Origin of the sequence: Streptomyces niveus, assembly GCF_001723055.1 — a bacterium.
In the GTDB taxonomy this organism is placed as follows: Bacteria; Actinomycetota; Actinomycetes; order Streptomycetales; family Streptomycetaceae; genus Streptomyces; species Streptomyces niveus.
In genome coordinates this window covers 1-16121 of the sequence record NZ_MDCR01000444.1, presented here as the reverse complement: position 1 = coordinate 16121, position 16121 = coordinate 1, and the positions used below count along the sequence as shown (strand labels likewise).

The 16121-nt window shown below is 71.1% G+C and carries 14 protein-coding genes; 7 read left to right on the top strand and 7 right to left on the bottom strand.

Features of this window, described 5'->3' with window-relative positions; genetic code table 11:
• Nucleotides 1-317: 317 nt before the first annotated feature.
• Complete coding sequence (locus tag BHU15_RS35810; RefSeq protein ID WP_255293290.1) at nucleotides 318-830, bottom strand: GNAT family N-acetyltransferase; 513 nt, start codon at nucleotides 828-830, stop codon at nucleotides 318-320.
• 168 nt (nucleotides 831-998) lie between these two features.
• On the opposite strand from BHU15_RS35810, the gene BHU15_RS35805 reads away from it, so the two are divergent.
• Entirely contained in the window at nucleotides 999-1982 is a 984-nt protein-coding gene (locus BHU15_RS35805) for a fibronectin type III domain-containing protein (RefSeq protein WP_069630916.1), read from the top strand.
• A 30-nt stretch (nucleotides 1983-2012) separates the two neighbouring features.
• On the opposite strand, the gene BHU15_RS35800 is transcribed toward BHU15_RS35805, so the two are convergent.
• Together BHU15_RS35800 and BHU15_RS35795 are read right to left on the bottom strand one after the other, a co-directional pair.
• Nucleotides 2013-3026: a DUF6397 family protein gene (locus tag BHU15_RS35800; RefSeq protein ID WP_438285001.1), complete on the bottom strand. Its 1014-nt coding sequence runs from the start codon at nucleotides 3024-3026 to the stop codon at nucleotides 2013-2015.
• Between the two features lie 107 nt (nucleotides 3027-3133).
• Nucleotides 3134-3553 carry a roadblock/LC7 domain-containing protein gene (locus BHU15_RS35795; protein WP_069630914.1) on the bottom strand — a complete coding sequence of 140 codons (420 nt, stop codon included), beginning with the start codon at nucleotides 3551-3553 and terminating at the stop codon, nucleotides 3134-3136.
• Nucleotides 3554-4129: 576 nt separating this feature from the next.
• Between BHU15_RS35795 and BHU15_RS35790 the strand changes: the two genes are divergently transcribed.
• A complete protein-coding gene (locus BHU15_RS35790; RefSeq protein ID WP_171908525.1) occupies nucleotides 4130-6103 on the top strand; it encodes an ABC transporter ATP-binding protein in 1974 nt (657 codons plus the stop codon).
• 129 nt (nucleotides 6104-6232) lie between these two features.
• On the opposite strand, the gene BHU15_RS35785 is transcribed toward BHU15_RS35790, so the two are convergent.
• Nucleotides 6233-7027 (bottom strand): SigB/SigF/SigG family RNA polymerase sigma factor, encoded by a 795-nt coding sequence (locus BHU15_RS35785; protein ID WP_069630913.1) that lies wholly within the window; start codon nucleotides 7025-7027, stop codon nucleotides 6233-6235.
• A gap of 116 nt (nucleotides 7028-7143) precedes the next feature.
• The gene (locus BHU15_RS35780) at nucleotides 7144-8553 is read right to left on the bottom strand and encodes an NADP-dependent succinic semialdehyde dehydrogenase (protein ID WP_069630912.1); all 1410 of its coding nucleotides are present in this window, start codon (nucleotides 8551-8553) and stop codon (nucleotides 7144-7146) included.
• Between the two features lie 112 nt (nucleotides 8554-8665).
• Between BHU15_RS35780 and BHU15_RS35775 the strand changes: the two genes are divergently transcribed.
• The 3 genes from BHU15_RS35775 (at nucleotide 8666) to BHU15_RS35765 (ending at nucleotide 10715) form a co-directional block, all read left to right on the top strand.
• On the top strand, nucleotides 8666-9265 hold the full coding sequence (locus BHU15_RS35775; RefSeq protein ID WP_069630911.1) for a class I SAM-dependent methyltransferase: 600 nt from the start codon (nucleotides 8666-8668) through the stop codon (nucleotides 9263-9265).
• 117 nt (nucleotides 9266-9382) lie between these two features.
• Nucleotides 9383-9688 (top strand): hypothetical protein, encoded by a 306-nt coding sequence (locus BHU15_RS35770; protein ID WP_023536577.1) that lies wholly within the window; start codon nucleotides 9383-9385, stop codon nucleotides 9686-9688.
• A gap of 112 nt (nucleotides 9689-9800) precedes the next feature.
• Nucleotides 9801-10715: a hypothetical protein gene (locus BHU15_RS35765; protein WP_069630910.1), complete on the top strand. Its 915-nt coding sequence runs from the start codon at nucleotides 9801-9803 to the stop codon at nucleotides 10713-10715.
• Nucleotides 10716-10809: 94 nt separating this feature from the next.
• On the opposite strand, the gene BHU15_RS35760 is transcribed toward BHU15_RS35765, so the two are convergent.
• Both BHU15_RS35760 and BHU15_RS35755 read right to left on the bottom strand, forming a co-directional pair.
• Complete coding sequence (locus BHU15_RS35760; RefSeq protein ID WP_031228443.1) at nucleotides 10810-10992, bottom strand: tail-anchor membrane protein; 183 nt, start codon at nucleotides 10990-10992, stop codon at nucleotides 10810-10812.
• 125 nt (nucleotides 10993-11117) lie between these two features.
• Nucleotides 11118-12197 carry a fatty acid desaturase family protein gene (locus tag BHU15_RS35755; RefSeq protein WP_069630909.1) on the bottom strand — a complete coding sequence of 360 codons (1080 nt, stop codon included), beginning with the start codon at nucleotides 12195-12197 and terminating at the stop codon, nucleotides 11118-11120.
• A 220-nt stretch (nucleotides 12198-12417) separates the two neighbouring features.
• Between BHU15_RS35755 and BHU15_RS35750 the strand changes: the two genes are divergently transcribed.
• A complete protein-coding gene (locus tag BHU15_RS35750) occupies nucleotides 12418-15516 on the top strand; it encodes an SCO1167/SCO6262 family helicase (protein WP_079128613.1) in 3099 nt (1032 codons plus the stop codon).
• A partial coding sequence (locus BHU15_RS35745) for an SWIM zinc finger family protein (RefSeq protein ID WP_497210044.1) occupies nucleotides 15513-16121 on the top strand: 609 nt, incomplete at its 3' end. The genes BHU15_RS35750 and BHU15_RS35745, both read left to right, overlap by 4 nt.

The following is a 16121-nucleotide window of genomic DNA, read 5'->3' as shown; positions in this document are numbered from 1 at the left end:
TCACTCCTTCGCGCGGCCGTCGTTGCGGGACGGCCGCCATGGGGGTGAGGGAACCAAACCGGAATAGACACCACCTGTCAAGGTCTAGACCAACCGGCGAGTTTCGGTCGGCCACGCTCCAACTGGCCGACGCACGACCGCTGTTCGATGCGGCGAGGCGGGGCATGTCCACCACACCGTTCGAAGCCGGGCAGGTCCACGGCCCGCAACTGGCGCCGGGGCTCAGAGGTGTTGGCCCGGCGACGTCACGGATGTGACGCGATCTCGCCCCCGGCCGGCGTCCCCGCGCGCGGGCGGGGGCAGCCATGACACTGTCCTCAGCGGGCCGGCGGGTCCTGCTCCCTCGCCTGAGCGGGGATGGCGACGGCGCCCGGTTCGGGGTGCCAGCAGTAGCGGACGTCGGGTTCGTTCTCCTCGTTGCCCCGGCCGTCGGTCTTCTCGACCGGGACGAAGCCCTGGCGCTCGTAGAAGCGCCGGGCCGGGCCGTTGATCTGGAACGTCCACAGGGACAGTCCGGCCGGCCGGCGCCGCTTCGCCAGGTCGATCAGACGGGCACCGATACCGCGGCCCCGGTGGTCCGGATCGAGATACAACTGGTCGACGTCCCCGCCCTCGATCACCATCATGCCGACGACCGTTTCCCCGGCGGTCGCCACCCAGGTCTCCTGGGTCGGCAGGACGATGTCGCGGATCCAGGCGTGTACCTGCTGTTCGCTGTGGGGGCGGGTGACGGTCGGGAGGGCAGCCGCGAAGGATCTCAGCCACAGTCCGGAGATGTCGGACGCGTCGGCGGGCACCGCGCGACGGACGACAAGGGTGTTGGTCTGCACAGCGAGCCATCCTGTCATCAATCAGAAATCGACGAACGGTCGACTCCGTATCGCCTTGCGCGCTCGGTTCCTTTCGGAATACGACTGGCACCGCCTCTTGAAGTGAACCCGACAGTGTGTCATATATGTCTAGACCATTGCCCCTTGCTTTCGACGGAGGAGACGATCGTGCGACGGACCCCCACCCAGGTCGCGCTCGTTACCGCTACCGCGCTCACCCTCGTCGCCTGCGGCGGCGGTGACGACAAGGACTCGCAGGCGCCATCGGCCCCGACCGGCCTCAGCGTTCAGGCCGGCAGCGCGCTGTCCGCTCACGTCATGTGGAAGCAGGCCAAGGACAATGTCGCGGTCAGCGGGTACGTCGTGTACCGCGGGAAGGACAAGGTCAAGGACGTTCCCGCCGACACGACGATGGTCGACATCACGGACCTGAAGCCTTCCACCGCCTACTCCTTCTCCGTGCGGGCCAAGGACGCCGCCGGGAATCTCTCACCGCGCAGCGAGGAGAAACCGGTCACCACGCCCGCCGTGACAGCCGAGGACAAGAAGGCTCCGGCGCAGCCGGTGAAGCTGCGCGGCAAGCACGACGGCTCGAAGGGCGCCGAACTCACGTGGAGCGCACCGGACAAGGACGAGGGCATCACGTCGTACGACATCCTCCAGGGCGGCTCGAAGATCCACAGCGTCGGCGGCGGCGAGACCAAGGCCAAGGTCACGGGCCTACGCCCCGGCACCGCCTACTCCTTCACCCTCCAGGCCCGCGACGCCGCCGACAACACCTCGCCGGCCAGCGACCCGGTGAAGATCAGCACCCCGAAGGGGCCTGGCGACGACCCCGACACGGCACCGGTCAGCTTCAAGGTCGAGCGCCACAAGAACGTCAAGGAAGGCGCGTACTACCTCGATCTGTCGTGGCTGCCGCCGGAGGTCGACGGTCAGGTGCCCTCGTACGAGATCCATCTCAACGGGAAGCTGACCACCACCCTGGTCTGGGGCAACAAGCCCCCCGTGGGCAAGACCACCGAGAGCGTCTTCGCGGGCAAGAAGCCCGGCGTCAGCTACAAGGTGAAGATCCGCGCGAAGCTGCCGGACGGCGAATGGGGCAGCTTCTCCCCCGAACTCACCATGGTCACCGGCGAGGCCACCCCCTGACCGAGCCGAGCCTCGGCGGGCGGGCCCGCTTCACCCGTCGGCGCCGCCACCACGAGACACGGCGGAGGCCTCCCGGTCCCGGCCCCGCCTGATCCTCAGCCTGGTCAGCAACGGCCGCCCCCGCCCGCCGTGCGGGACCGGTTCCGCTTCCCGCTCGGCCACGGATGTCCGTGCCGGTTGGGGTGGCGCGAGTTCAGGTGTCGGAGCCGGTTCCAAGGGCGGCGCCGGTTCGGGTGCCCCGACCGGCTCGGGGAGGATGTCGTTCGGGCGGGGCGCCTGGCGGTCCCGCCGGGCGTCGGCCAGCAGCGCGGTCAGGCTGGACCGGTGCCAGCTGATCTCGTCCGGGTCATCCGCGGTCAGCAGCCGCTGTACGACTTCGCGCCCCGCCTCCGACCCCGGCCGGCCGGGCGCGAGGTCCGGCCGCAGCCGGTTCAGAGACGCGCGCTCGTACGGATCCGGCACCAGCTCGGCGAGTTGGAGAGGATCGAGCACGGAACCGACGATCGCCGCCCGCTCCCACCGGTCGTCGCTCTCGTGCAGCAGAAGACCGATTCGGCGGCCACGCCAGTTGCGCGGACGGCAGTCCTCCCCCGCCTTCTCCTCGGCCCCCTCGGCGGTGGTCCCGGAACCGCCGGTCGGCGTCCGCGGCAACCGGCCCCTCAGCAGGCCCGGTTCACCACTCGCGAACGCCCTTAGCTCCTCGGCCAGATAGAGCCAGACGACCGCTCGATACCGGTTGAGATAGAAACGCACCGGCACCAGATACCCCGCACGCGCGAGCCGGGTGAAGCGCCCGGGGCTGATGTCCATCAGGTCCGCGCCCTCGGCCGTGCCCACCGTCCGCACCCGCTCGCGCAGCGCGTCGGGAAAACCGGCCGCCCGCCGAAGCCGCTCGACCTCGCCCCGCGCGACTCTCCGGCGGCCACTCAGGGCCCCGCCGACCGTACGGACATGCCCCAACTGGGTGGCCAGCTCGAACTCGCCCCGCCTCAGGCGCAGTTCCTGTGCCGCCCGACCGGCGGCGAGTGTTTCTGAGATTTCCATGACGGACATCGACGGTCTCCCCTGTGAGTCATTGACTACTCTCGGTGACGACCGTAGCTCCCCGTCAAGAATCCCGCTTGCCCCTGTGGATAACTTCCCCGAGGCCCTCAGGCGTCCGTGACCGCCGTGTGCGTGGGCCCCGACTGCCGCACCGCGATGCCCAGATGCTCGCCGACCCGGTTCACCATCAGAGTCATCTCGTAGGCGATCTGACCGACATCCGCCTCCGCGTCACTCAGCACACACAGACAACTGCCGTCCCCGGCGGCCGTGACGAACAGCAGCGCGTCATCGAACTCGATCATCGTCTGCCGTGCCTTGCCCGCGTTGAAGTGCCGGCCGGATCCACGCGCGAGGCTGTGCAGACCGGACGAGACCGCCGCCAGATGCTCGGCGTCCTCGCGCGCCAGACCCGAACTCGCCCCCGTCACCAGCCCGTCGTTGGACAGCACGAGAGCGTGCCGTATCGGCTCGACCCGACCGGTCAGATCCTCCAGAAGCCAGTCGAGCCCGTCTTCCAACGCCATTCGTGACCACTCTCCCCGTTCCGACAGGTACCGCGCCCTGTGCCCCGTATCTCCCCCGTCGGTCGTCCAGCCTCGCGCACCGACTGCCCACGGGCAAGCGGTCCCCGGCCCTCGGAGCGTCACACGGAACCGGCCGTTCCCGTCGGTCGGAACGATCACCACGGGGCCAGTCCGTATGCCTTCGCAACTCTCCGCCCCGCCACCGACGACAGACCGCTCTCCCTCCACAGCCTCCGGCGCCGAGGTGCCGTTTCCGTCAATTCACCACCGCAACGCCGTCCCTCGATCGAGGCATCTGTCACACGGGAGTGAAACGAACACAGGATTACGGCCACTTTCACGCACGTCCGCCTCATCTCCGCCGCCGACGCGAACTCGCAGTCGAGAATTCGCACCGCTCCCCCCGTTACGACCACTTGATCAGCAGCGTTCATCCAAGGCCCCGCACGTCGACGTCGCACCCGGAGGAACCATGAAGCTCATCCCCCCGCCCCTCGGAGTTCACCGCACGTTCGAAAGACGCTCCGTCTCCACCCGGCCGGCGATGCGTCAGGTTGACGTAAGAGGCGGCGCCGCATGAGGTTGCTGAAACGGCCCAAGCCCGTCGAGAGCGCGGTGTCGGACAGCGAGCGCGAGCTGTTCGGCGGACCGCTGCGCTACGACCTCGGCTGGACCGACCACGAATGGGACTTTCTCGAAACCAGCATGCTGTCCGCCGTACGCGCGATGCCGCGCATGGTCGCGGGCACCCTGCGGCTCGCCTGGCGCACGGACCGGCCCGCGCTGCTGACCGTGGGCGTCGCCGAGGCGGGCCAGGGACTGACGGCAGCGCTGGGTCTGCTGGTCGTCAACTCCGTGCTGGGCTCGCTCCTCGCGGACGGAAGCGCCGCCGACCGTGTCTCCGACGCGGTGCCCGCCCTGATCGCGGGCGCGGTGGTCGCGGTGGCGGGCGCGCTCCTCGCGTCGTGGTCGACATCGGCGGCCGGGCGGCTGGAGCCGAAGGTGGAACGGGCCGCGAACGAGCAGTACTTACACGCCGCGGCCCGGGTGGAGCTGGAGGCCATCGAGGACGGCGAGTTCCGCCGCCTGATCGACACCGCGCAGCACGGTCCCCCGTCGGCGCGGCGGATGGTCGGCGCCTGCGTCGCGAGCATGAACGGCGTCATCTCGCTGCTCGCCGTCGGCGGTGTGCTGACCGTGCTCCACCCGCTGTTGCTGCCGATGCTCCTGCTGATCGCGGCGCCGCGCGGCTGGGGCGCGATGCGCGTGTCCCAGCGACGATATCTGTCGGTGATGGCCTGGGTGGAGCATCTGCGCGCCAGCCGTCTCATCGCCGGCCTGCTGATCTCCCGCTCCGCCGCGCACGAGGTACGGGTGCACGGCGTGGGGCGCTTCCTCCTTCGGCACTACCGCAACATGGCGGAGAGCGCGGAGACCGAGGCCACCCGGCTGGCCAAGGACAAGGCGGCGACCGAACTGCTCGCCGCGGCGCTGTCGGGTGTGGCCGCGCTCATCACGTACGGGGCGATGGCCGCGCTGATCATGTCCGGGCGGATGGAGCTGGCCGTGGCGGGCACCGCCGTGGTCGCCGTCCGCTCGGGTTCGGCGAGCCTGGGCGCTCTCGTGATGACGACGAACTCGCTGCACGAGGAGTCGCTGTACGTACGCGACATGGAGCGCTTCCTTACGGAGGCGGGCAACAGATCCATCCCGTCCGGCGGGCTCCCGCTCCCCGAGCCGACGAAGGTGATCACCCTGGAGGGGGTGTCCTTCAGCTATCCGGGCCGGGAGACGCCCGCGCTCGCCGAGCTGTCCCTGACGATCCCGATGGGCTCGGTGGTCGCCCTGGTCGGTGAGAACGGCTCCGGCAAGAGCACCCTCGTGAAGCTCCTCGCCGGACTGCACCTCCCCGACAGCGGGCGGTTGGCGTGGGACGGCGTGGATGTCGCCGAGGCGGACCGCGAGCAGATCTTCGACCGGGTGTCGCTGCTCACGCAGGACTTCGAACGATGGCCGGTGACCGCCAGAGCGAACATCGAGATCGGCCGGCCCGACGCCGCCGACGGCGACCTGACGGCGGCGGCGCGGTACTCCGGAGCGGACCTGATCGCCGAGACGCTGCCGAAGGGCTTCGACACCCTGCTGGCCCGCGTGTTCCGCGGGGCGTCCGAGCTGTCCGGCGGGCAGTGGCAGAAGTTCGGCCTGGCCCGTGCCCACTACCGGGACGCGCGGATGATCGTGGTGGACGAGCCCACGTCGGCCCTCGATCCGGGCGCGGAGATCGCGGCGTTCGACCGGATCCGGGGGCTGGCCGACGAGCGGAGGGCGGTCGTGCTCGTCACCCACCGAATGTCCGGGGTGCGGTACGCGGATCTCATCTACGTACTGCACGAGGGCAGGCTCGTCGAACAGGGCGACCACGAGAGCCTGTTGGCGGCCGGGGGCCGGTACGCCTCGATGTTCCACATGCAGGCGGAGCAGTACGGGCACGGGGAGGGCGCCGGGACGGGCGTCCCGCACCAGGGCGGATCCGCGCCGAAACCGACCTGACCCGCCGGTCCGTCGTCGGACGCCACCCGTCCCGGCGCCCGACGACGGACGGATCACCGGGCGCGGGCGCCGAGTCGCCTAGGGCGTGTCTTCAAAGTCCCGTCTGGCTCACGNNTTCGCGGACACGCCCTAGGCGACGTCCCGCAGCACATCCCTACGGATGCGCGCGCAGGAGTCGTTGATCAGCCGGGACACATGCATCTGTGAGATGCCCAGATCCTCGGCGATGCCGCTCTGTGTCATCCCGCGGAAGAACCTCAGATAGAGGATCTTCTTCTCGCGGTCGGGCAGCCGGCGCAGCCGGGGCTTGACCGACTCACGGTCGACCACCGCGTCCAGTGCCTCGTCCCGGACGCCGAGGGAGTCACCGAGCGTGGGGCCCTCCTCCACGGCCGTCAGGCTCGCGTCGAGCGACAGCACGCTGAAGCACTCCATCGCCTCGTAACCCAGGCCCACCTCGTCCTCGGTCATGCCGGCGTGGCGCGCGATCTCCTCAACCGTGGGTGTCATGTTCCCGTGCCGCTGGGCCAGTTCGTCGCGCGCGTCGCGGACTCGCGCCCGCAACTCCTGCACCCGCCGGGGCACATGGACGGACCAGAGCCGGTCGCGGAAGTGCCGCTTCAGCTCCCCGGTGATCGTGGGGACGGCGAAGCTCTCGAACGCGGTGCCCCGGTGCGGGTCGTACCGTTCGACGGCCTTCACCAGTCCGATCGCCGCGACCTGCCGCAGATCCTCCAGCGCCTCGCCCCGGTGGCGGAACCTGCCCGCCAGCCGGTCGGCCATCGGGAGCCAGGCGCACACGATCTCCCCGCGCGTCCGGTCCTTCTCGGGCCCGTGCGGCAGTGCGGCGGCCCGCTCGAAAGCCTCGGAGGTGTCAGGCACGTCCTCGTGCCTCACCCGGTAGGCCATCACCCGGGGGGTCATGATGCTCGTCAGCTCCTCGCTCGACGCGGCAGTCGTCACCGGGGAGCGTGTGCCCCTGAACACCCCTGGCAAACAAGGGGTGTTCAGGGACAGCAGGAGCGGGTGCGGGTCCGGCGTCAGCGGTCGCCGTCCGGCTCGGCACCGTGCCAGACGGTCGTGACGTTGCAGAATTCGCGGATTCCGTGGGCGGACAGCTCCCTGCCGTATCCGGAGCGCTTGACGCCGCCGAAGGGCAGCGCGGGATGGGACGCGGTCATCCCGTTGAAGAAGACGCCGCCGGCCTGGAGGTCTTCCACGAAGCGCCGCACGTCCTCGTCGTCGCGTGTCCACACGTTGGAACTCAGCCCGAACGGGGTGTCGTTGGCGACGCGCACCGCCTCGTCGAGGTCGGCCACGCGGTACACGGTGGCCACCGGGCCGAACGCCTCCTCGTGGTGGATGAGCATGTCGGGGGAGACATCCGTAAGGACGGTGGGTTCGTAGTACCAGCCACGGTTCAGCCCGTCGGGCCGCCGGCCGCCGCAGCGGACCATGGCGCCCCGGTTGACCGCGTCGCCGACCAGTTCCTCCAGATCGGCGCGGCCCCGTTCGCTGGAGAGCGGGCCGACGTCGGTGGTCTCGTCCATCGGGTCGCCGACGGTCAGTTTCCGCATCCCCGCGACGAAGCGTTCACCGAACGCGTCGTAGACGTCGGCGTGCACGATGAAGCGCTTGGCCGCGATGCAGGACTGCCCGTTGTTCTGCACCCGGGCGGTCACCGCGGTCCGCGCGGCCCGGTCGATGTCCGCGGAGGGCATCACGATGTACGGGTCGCTGCCGCCGAGTTCGAGTACGGTCCGCTTCACCTCGTCGCCCGCGACGGAGGCGACGGAGCGCCCGGCGGGCTCGCTGCCGGTCAGGGTCGCCGCCGCCACGCGCCGGTCGCGCAGGATGCCCTCGACGGCGTCGGACCCCACGAGCAGCGTCTGGAAGCAGCCCTCCGGAAAACCCGCCCTCCTGAAGAGGTCGTCCAGATAGAGGGCGGTCTGCGGGACGTTCGACGCGTGCTTGAGCAGACCGACGTTGCCCGCCATGAGGGCGGGTGCGGCGAACCGTACGACCTGCCAGAGCGGGAAGTTCCACGGCATGACCGCGAGCACGACGCCCAGCGGGCGGTAGCGGACATACGCGCGTGCGGCGCCCAAGTCCTGGACGTCGGCGGCGGACGGGTGCTCGTCGGCGAGGAGTTCCCGCGCGTGCCGCGCGTACCAGCGCATCGACTTGGCGCACTTCGCCGCCTCCGCGCGTGCGGCGGCGACGGGCTTGCCCATCTCGGTGGTCATGGTGCGGGCGATGTCGGCCTGATCCTCCTCAAGGAGGTCGGCCGCGCGGTTCATCAGCGTGGCCCGGTGGTCGAAGTCCGTGGTGCGATACCGGTCGAAGGTGGCGGCAGCCGCGGCCAGCCGCCGCTCGATCTCGTCGGACCCCAGGGCGTCGAACGTCTTCAGGGTCTCGCCGGTGGCGGGATCGACCGTGGCGATGGGCATGGCACTGTCCTCCTCTGGATCGGTGCTTCGACATTCGCGCGGCAGGGGCGACCCCGCAACGCGGGCGGGACGGGGCCGGGCCGGATGCCGGGCGGCGGGGGATCATGTCCCCATGGCCCACGACCACACGCACGTACAGGAATTCTTCGGTGCCCGGGCGGCGGACTGGGACACGCGGTTCCCGGACGATGGCCCGGCCTACGCCGCCGCGGCGGCCGAGCTGGGGCTGCGCCCCGGCGACAGCGTCCTGGACGCGGGCTGCGGCACCGGGAGGGCCCTGCCGGCCCTGAGGGACGCCGTGGGGCCACAGGGCACGGTGCTGGGCGCCGATCTCACCCCCGAGATGCTCACGGCGGCCGTACGGGGCGGTCGCGACGCGGTCGGCGCCCTGCTGCTCGCCGACGTGGCCCGTCTGCCGCTGCGTGCGGACTGTCTCGACGCCGTCTTCGCCGCCGGACTGATCGCCCATCTGCCGCGGCCCGCCACGAATCTGCGGGAGCTGGCCCGGGTCGTACGGCCCGGTGGGCGGCTGGCGCTCTTCCACCCCATAGGGCGGGCGGCGCTGGCCGCCCGGCAGGGCCGGGAGATCACCCCGGACGATCTGCGCGCCGAGCGCACGCTGGTTCCGCTGCTCGCCGGGGCGGGGTGGCGGATGGACTCGTACGTGGACGAGGACGACCGGTTCCTCGTACTCGCCGTACGGGTGGGCTGAGCCTCCCTGACAGCCGGGGGCACCGGCGCTGTCCGTACCGAGTGCGCGGGGGCGTGAACGGGTATCGAGCCTACGTAGAAGGCGGGCCCGGAGAGTTGTGCGAGAGGTGGAGGCACGATGTTCGACAAGCTGCGCCGGTTGTTCCTGTCGAACCGGACCGCCGCGCCGGTCGTGGAACCGGCCGCGTCGTCCCGGAGCCGGACCCGGCAGCACAACCTCTTCGAGGCGGCCGCCACCTATGTCGCGGCGACCGCCGACGACGACCAGGACCGGATGGACGAGGCGTCCGGCTGGGTCTCTCCCGAAGCGCTGTCCTTCGGGGTCAGCGAGCTGGCGTGCCGGGCCGTGATCGCGCTGGCGCGGGAGCGGGACGAGTCGCCCCAGACGGTGGCGCGCAGCCTCCTGGGACTGCCCGCCGCGTGACGGTGGGACACGGACGCGGCGGGCGTCCGCCAACCTCTCGACGGCCGGGCGGCCGACTGGCTAAGGTGCGCCGACGACCGATCGGACACGACCGATCGAATGGGGAGGTGCCGTGACAGGTACGGATGAATCAACCGATGACGACTCGCTGTTCGTGCTGTCGGCCGTACTGCTGACACCGGCGCAGTTCCCCAGCGTGCTCGGCGACGACTTTCCCGAGGCGTGCGCGGCTCTCGGCCTGGAGGCGTACGAACGCGGGTACGGGCTGGTGCTCGGCCAGGACGGCACCGGCGCCCGCTGGACGGTGGCCGTGGACGACGTGTCGCTGGTCGCCGTGGCGATCGCCGCGTGGGACTGCGGCATGGAGCACGACCTGTCTCCTGACGAACGTACGGTGGTCGCGGCGCTGCCCGGCTGGCCGCTGGCGCTGGCCGTGGCGGCGCCCGGGATCCCCGCGCCGCACGATCCCGAGCCCGAGCCGGGCGAGGACGACGACGGGGCGAGACCGCCGCTCGCACCGCCCGACACGGCCGACTGGGGGTCGGCGCAGCGCCGTCTCGGCGCGGACGAGATCGCGCTTCAGTGGGAGGCGTGGCGCGCCCAGTTCGACTCCGAGGACGAGCAGCGGCGCGCGGACGTGGATTCCACGGAGAACGAAGGCGGCGAGAGGGACGGGAACGGCGACACGGAGGAGGCTCGCGGCGAGAAGCCCGAGCCGGACACCACGGAGAACGGCGGCTCCGGCGGTCCGGACATCCTCCACGAGGGCGTGCGGCGCGTGCTCAAGGAGTTGCACGGCTACCTGGAGTCACCCCCGCCGCTGGGCCGGGTCCGCTCGGGCTTCGCGCCCGCCGGCGCCCGGATGCTGCGGGCCGACGGCCCCGGCTGGTCCCTCGTCGCCAGGACGGACGACATCGCGTACATCCTGCTGGACGACGAACCGAACGAGGTGCTGCCGGTGGGCCGGGGCCCCGAGCTGCCGAAGCTCCTCGAAGCCCTCGACACGATCGCCGTCCGCCCGTTCTGACCGGCCGGACACGCACGAGGCCCCCCGTACGTGTCCGGGACCCTGCCATGGGTCCGGTGTCCGTACGGGGGCTCCCGCGCTGGTCAGCGCCTGGTCAGCGGCCGATCTCCTTGCGCGTGATGCGCTTGAGCCGACGGCGCTGCGACGGGTCGAGCATCAGATAGGCCACGGCGGGCACACCGAGCACCACCAGCAGCGACATCCAGAATCCGATGAATGGAATCAGGAGAAGACCGACGGCCACTCCCCCGACAGCGATCTTTGCCCTAGTCGACATTTTCGACGCCTCCTCCGCGGCCGAAGCCACTTACTGCTGATTGAACGCTCGCACGCGTCCCCCAGTTCCACTATGCGCCGCCCGCGTGCCCGGCGCCCCGGTGAGGGGCGCCCGATTTCGCCGGATCAGGCCGCTTCGCGCAGCGGCGCGCCGACCTCGTGCAGATGTCCGAGCGCCTGACGGTACGAGTCGACCAGGCCCGTTTCCACGTAGGCGACGTCCACCTGCTCGCAGTGGGCTCGGACCAGGGGCTGGGCGAGCCGCAGGTGGGGACGGGGCATGCTCGGGAAGAGGTGGTGCTCGATCTGGTAGTTCAGGCCGCCCAGGAACCAGTCGGTGAAGAACCCGCCCCGGATGTTGCGGGAGGTGAGGACCTGCCGGCGCAGATGTCCCCAGCTCGCGAACTCCTCCTCGGTCGGGATCTTCATGCCCTTGTGGTTGGGCGCGAACGCCATCCCCAGGTGGAGGCCGTAGATCATCTGGTGGATCAGCAGGAAGACGACGGCCTGGCCGACGCTGAGCGTCGTGAAGAGCAGTGCCAGGTAGGCGATGACGTGCACGACGAGCAGTGAGCCTTCGAGGACGCGCTCACGCGGGGTCTGGCGGTTGGTGCCGCGGGAGAAGACGGAGCGGAATCCGTACACCTTGAGGGCGATGCCCTCCAGGGTCGTCAGCGGGAAGAACATCACGGCCTGGTGGCGGGTGAGCCAGCGGCGGAAGCCCTTACGGCCCTCGGTCTGGTGCTGCGCGAAGACGAGGATGTCGGCGCCGACGTCCGGATCCTTCTCCAGATGGTTGGGGTTGGCGTGGTGCCGGTTGTGCTTGTCGTTCCACCAGTCCTGGCTCATTCCGAGCAGAAGATTGGCGTGGAAAAGCTGTACGAGACGGTTCCTCCCGCGGCTGGCGCATATCTGGGAGTGACCCGCATCGTGGGCGACGAAGGACATCCGGCCGAACAGGAGCGCCAGCGGAGGCGCCAGGAACAGCGCCCACCAGGACGGGCCGATCAGCACCAGGCCGGTCACGATCGCCGCGAGCCCGAGCAGATTGACGGCGATACCGCGGGCGTACCAGGCGGTCCGCCGTTCGAGGAGGCCCTGCTCCCGGACCGTCCGCAGAAGGGGCGCGAAGTCGCTGCCGCCCGTGCGGGCGGCAGCGGGGCCGGGATCGGTGGTCTCCGCGACTGCTGCGGGGGCCTGGGGCATGTCGGTCTCCGGTCTGTAGGCCGACGATCGTGTAGATCGTTTAGGTGGGAAAAGGCAGGTTGATATAGGCCGTTCGAGCGGCGCGCACGAAGCTTGATCGCGCCGATCGGGAGAAACGTACGCGGAGTTGGCCCTCCAGGGCCATGCGGCCACCACCCCGAGGCGAAGGGGGTTATTCCCGACTGAGGGGGTGGTGCTGCCTACACCCCTGTCATGGCCCATGATTCTTGTCACCGTCCGGCGCCACCCACCGGCGTTCCGAGCGAGGTACCCTCGGCCGCTCCAACCTCCACTAGTCAAACTTGAGGAATGTGTCATCGCCGTACACAGGCCCCCTGCGGCTACGCCCTCGCAGATCGCCGAACTCGCCCGCTGCCACACGCTTTTCCTGCCCGCCGACCCGGCCCGAGCCGGCCGGATCGCCTTCTGGCACCCGGACGGCGAGGCTCTGCCCGACCTGCTCGCGACGCTTGACTCATCCGCGTCGCGGAACGCGCCGGACCCGACCGAGCCGGCCGCCTGTCACGTCGAGGACCTGACCGTCGTCGGAGACGACGTACGGCTCCGGACCGTCCCGGCACTGTCCCTGCCCGTACGGGACGCGCTGCCCGTGCTGACCCGCGCCAGGACCGCGGCTCACGCCTCGCCCGCGGCGGCGTTCTGGGGCGCCGCGTCCCTGCTCGCCCTCCAGCTCGCCGCGCGCGGCAGACTGCTGCCCGGACTCTCGACCGCCGGTCACGACGCCTGGCGGGCCGGGCCCGTCGCCGCCGACGACCTGGAGCGCATCCGCGCGCTCGCCGCTTCGATGCCGCCCGCCGCGCACGCCGTACCGCTCGACGACGCGACCGCGGGCCCGCTCCTGCTCCCCGACCCGGAACGGCTGCTGCGGCAGTTCCTCGACGCGGTCGCCGACGGCGTCGTACGCACGCCCGCCGCGCCGATCGCCGCCGGATCGCCCGCCTTCGCCGCGCCCGAGCCGGGCCGGCTGCCCGAACTGCGCGGCTGGGCCGCCGATGTGGCGGCCGGGCACGACGCGGGCGTACGGCTGTCGCTGCGGATCGAGCTGCCCGGTCTGGCCGCCGTACCGGACGGTGACGCGCCCGACGGCGGCACCGCCGGATCCGCCCCCGCGTTCCGGGCCGTCCTACAGATGCACAGCGTCAGCGACCCTTCGGTCGTCGCCGACGCCGCCGAGGTATGGGCCGGTACGGGGGCCGGGGACGCCTCGGGCGAGGCGTTCGGGCCCCGGGCCCGGATGGACGCCCTGCTGGCCCTCAGACGCGCCGCACGCGCCTGGACGCCGCTGGCCCCGCTCCTTTCGGCCACGGTGCCCGACGCCATCGACCTCGCCGACGAGGAGGTCACCGAACTGCTCGGGGAAGCCTCTCGCGCCCTGGCCGCCACCGGCGTTCAGGTGCACTGGCCGAAAGCCCTGGCACGCAAGCTGACGGCACGCGCCGTCATCGGCCCGTCGGACGACACGCCGGGCGGCGCTCCGGACGACGAGGACGACACGCGCGGCGGCGGTCGCTCGGAGAAGAGCGAATCGGACCTGCCGTCCTTCCTGTCCGCCGACGCGCTGCTCGCCTTCAACTGGCGGTTCGCGCTGGGCGGTCAGGAGCTGAGCCGCGCCGAGCTGGATCGGCTCGCCGAGGCGACCCGCCCCGTCGTACGGCTGCGCGACCAGTGGGTCCTCATCGATCCCGAGGAGGCCAGACGGGCCCGGGAAAGCCAGGACCGCAAGCTGACCCCCGTCGACGCGCTCGGAGCCGTACTCACCGGGTCAACCGAGGTGGACGGACGCCGCGTCGAGGTGCAGGCATCCGGCTGGCTCGCGGCGCTGCGCGACCGCCTCGCCGACCCGGAGGGCACGGACCACGAGATCGGCCAGCCGACGGCCCTGACGGCGACGCTGCGCGACTACCAGCTGCGCGGCCTCAACTGGCTGCACCGGATGACCTCGCTCGGCCTGGGCGGCTGTCTCGCGGACGACATGGGGCTCGGCAAGACCATCACGGTCATCGCGCTCCATCTGCACCGCCAGAGCGACACGTCGGCCGCGGGGCCCACCCTGGTCGTCTGCCCGACGTCGCTGATGGGCAACTGGCAGCGCGAGATCGAGCGGTTCGCACCTGGCACACCGGTGCGCCGCTTCCACGGCGCGTCGCGCGGCCTGGACGCCCTCGCCGACGGCGAGTTCGTGCTCACGACGTACGGCACGATGCGCCTGGACGCGGCGCGACTCGCCGCGGCCGAGTGGAGCATGGTCGTCGCCGACGAGGCGCAGCACGTGAAGAACCCGTACTCGTCGACCGCCGCTCAATTGCGCACCATCGGCGCCAAGGCACGCGTCGCCCTGTCCGGCACCCCGGTGGAGAACAACCTCTCCGAGCTGTGGGCGATCCTCGACTGGACGACACCGGGCCTGCTCGGCCGCCTCGCGACCTTCCGTACGCGATACGCGCAGGCGGTCGAGGGCGGCGACCCGGGGGCGGTGGAGCGGCTCTCCGCGCTCGTACGGCCGTTCCTGCTGCGGCGCCGCAAGTCGGACCCGGGCATCGCTCCCGAGCTGCCGCCGAAGACGGAGACCGACCGCGCGGTGTCGCTCACCACGGAGCAGGCGGGGCTCTACGAGGCCGTCGTACGCGAGACCCTCGCGGCGATCTCGGCGGCGGACGGCATGGAACGACGCGGCCTCGTCATGAAGCTGCTCACCTCGCTCAAGCAGATCTGCAACCATCCCGCGCAGTTCCTGAAGGAGGACGGGTCGCCGCGTGTCACGGGGCGTTCGGGAAAGGTCGAGCTGCTGGACGAACTGCTCGACACCATCCTCGCCGAGGAGGCGAGCGTGCTCGTGTTCACGCAGTACGTACAGATGGCGCGGCTCCTCGAAGGGCATCTGGCGGCGCGAGGCGTCCCGACGCAGTTCCTGCACGGCGGCACACCGGTTCGGCAGCGCGAGGAGATGGTGCGGCGGTTCCAGGAGGGCGAAGTCCCGGTGTTCCTGCTGTCGTTGAAGGCGGCGGGCACCGGTCTGAATCTGACCCGCGCCGAACATGTCGTGCACTTCGACCGCTGGTGGAACCCGGCCGTCGAGGCGCAGGCGACGGACCGCGCGTACCGCATCGGCCAGAACCGGCCGGTGCAGGTGCACCGCATGATCGCCGAGGGAACGATCGAGGACCGGATCGCCGGCATGCTGGCGCGCAAGCAGCAACTGGCGGACTCCGTCCTCGGCGCCGGCGGCGAGGCGGCACTGACCGAACTGACCGACGACGAGCTGGCCGATCTGGTCGAGCTGCGAGGGAGTGCGCGATGACCGGGACCGACAGCGGTGGGGCCGGCGGCGCCGGTCGCGGTACGGACGGGAACGAGCGCACCTTCGCCGCCCTGCCGCCCGCGCAGGGCCGCGCCTTCGCGCAGACCTGGTGGGGACGGGCGTGGCTGAAGGCGCTCGAGGACACGGCGCTCGACCTGGGGCAGCTCAAGAAGGGACGCAAGCAGGCCCGCGACGGGGCGGTCGGCGCGGTGTCCGTACGGCCGGGGAGGATCACGGCCGTCGTACGGGACAGGGACGGCACGGCGCACCGCAGCGACGTGCTGTTGCAGCAGCTCAGTACGGAGGAGTGGGACCGGTTCCTGGACATGGTGGTCGAGCGCGCGGGGCACATCGCCGCGCTCCTGGACCGGGACATGCCGCCGCATCTTGTGGAGGAGGCGGCGAGCGCCGGGGTGGAACTGCTGCCCGGGATCGGCGATCTGGAGCCGGAGTGCGCCTGCGACGCGTGGGACCTGTGTTTGCACACGGCGGCCCTGTGCTACCAGGTGGCGCGGCTGTTGGACGAGGATCCCTTCGTCCTCCTACTGATGCGGGGCCGGGGCGAGCGGCAGTTGCTCGACGAGTTGCAGGTGCGTTCCGCGCGG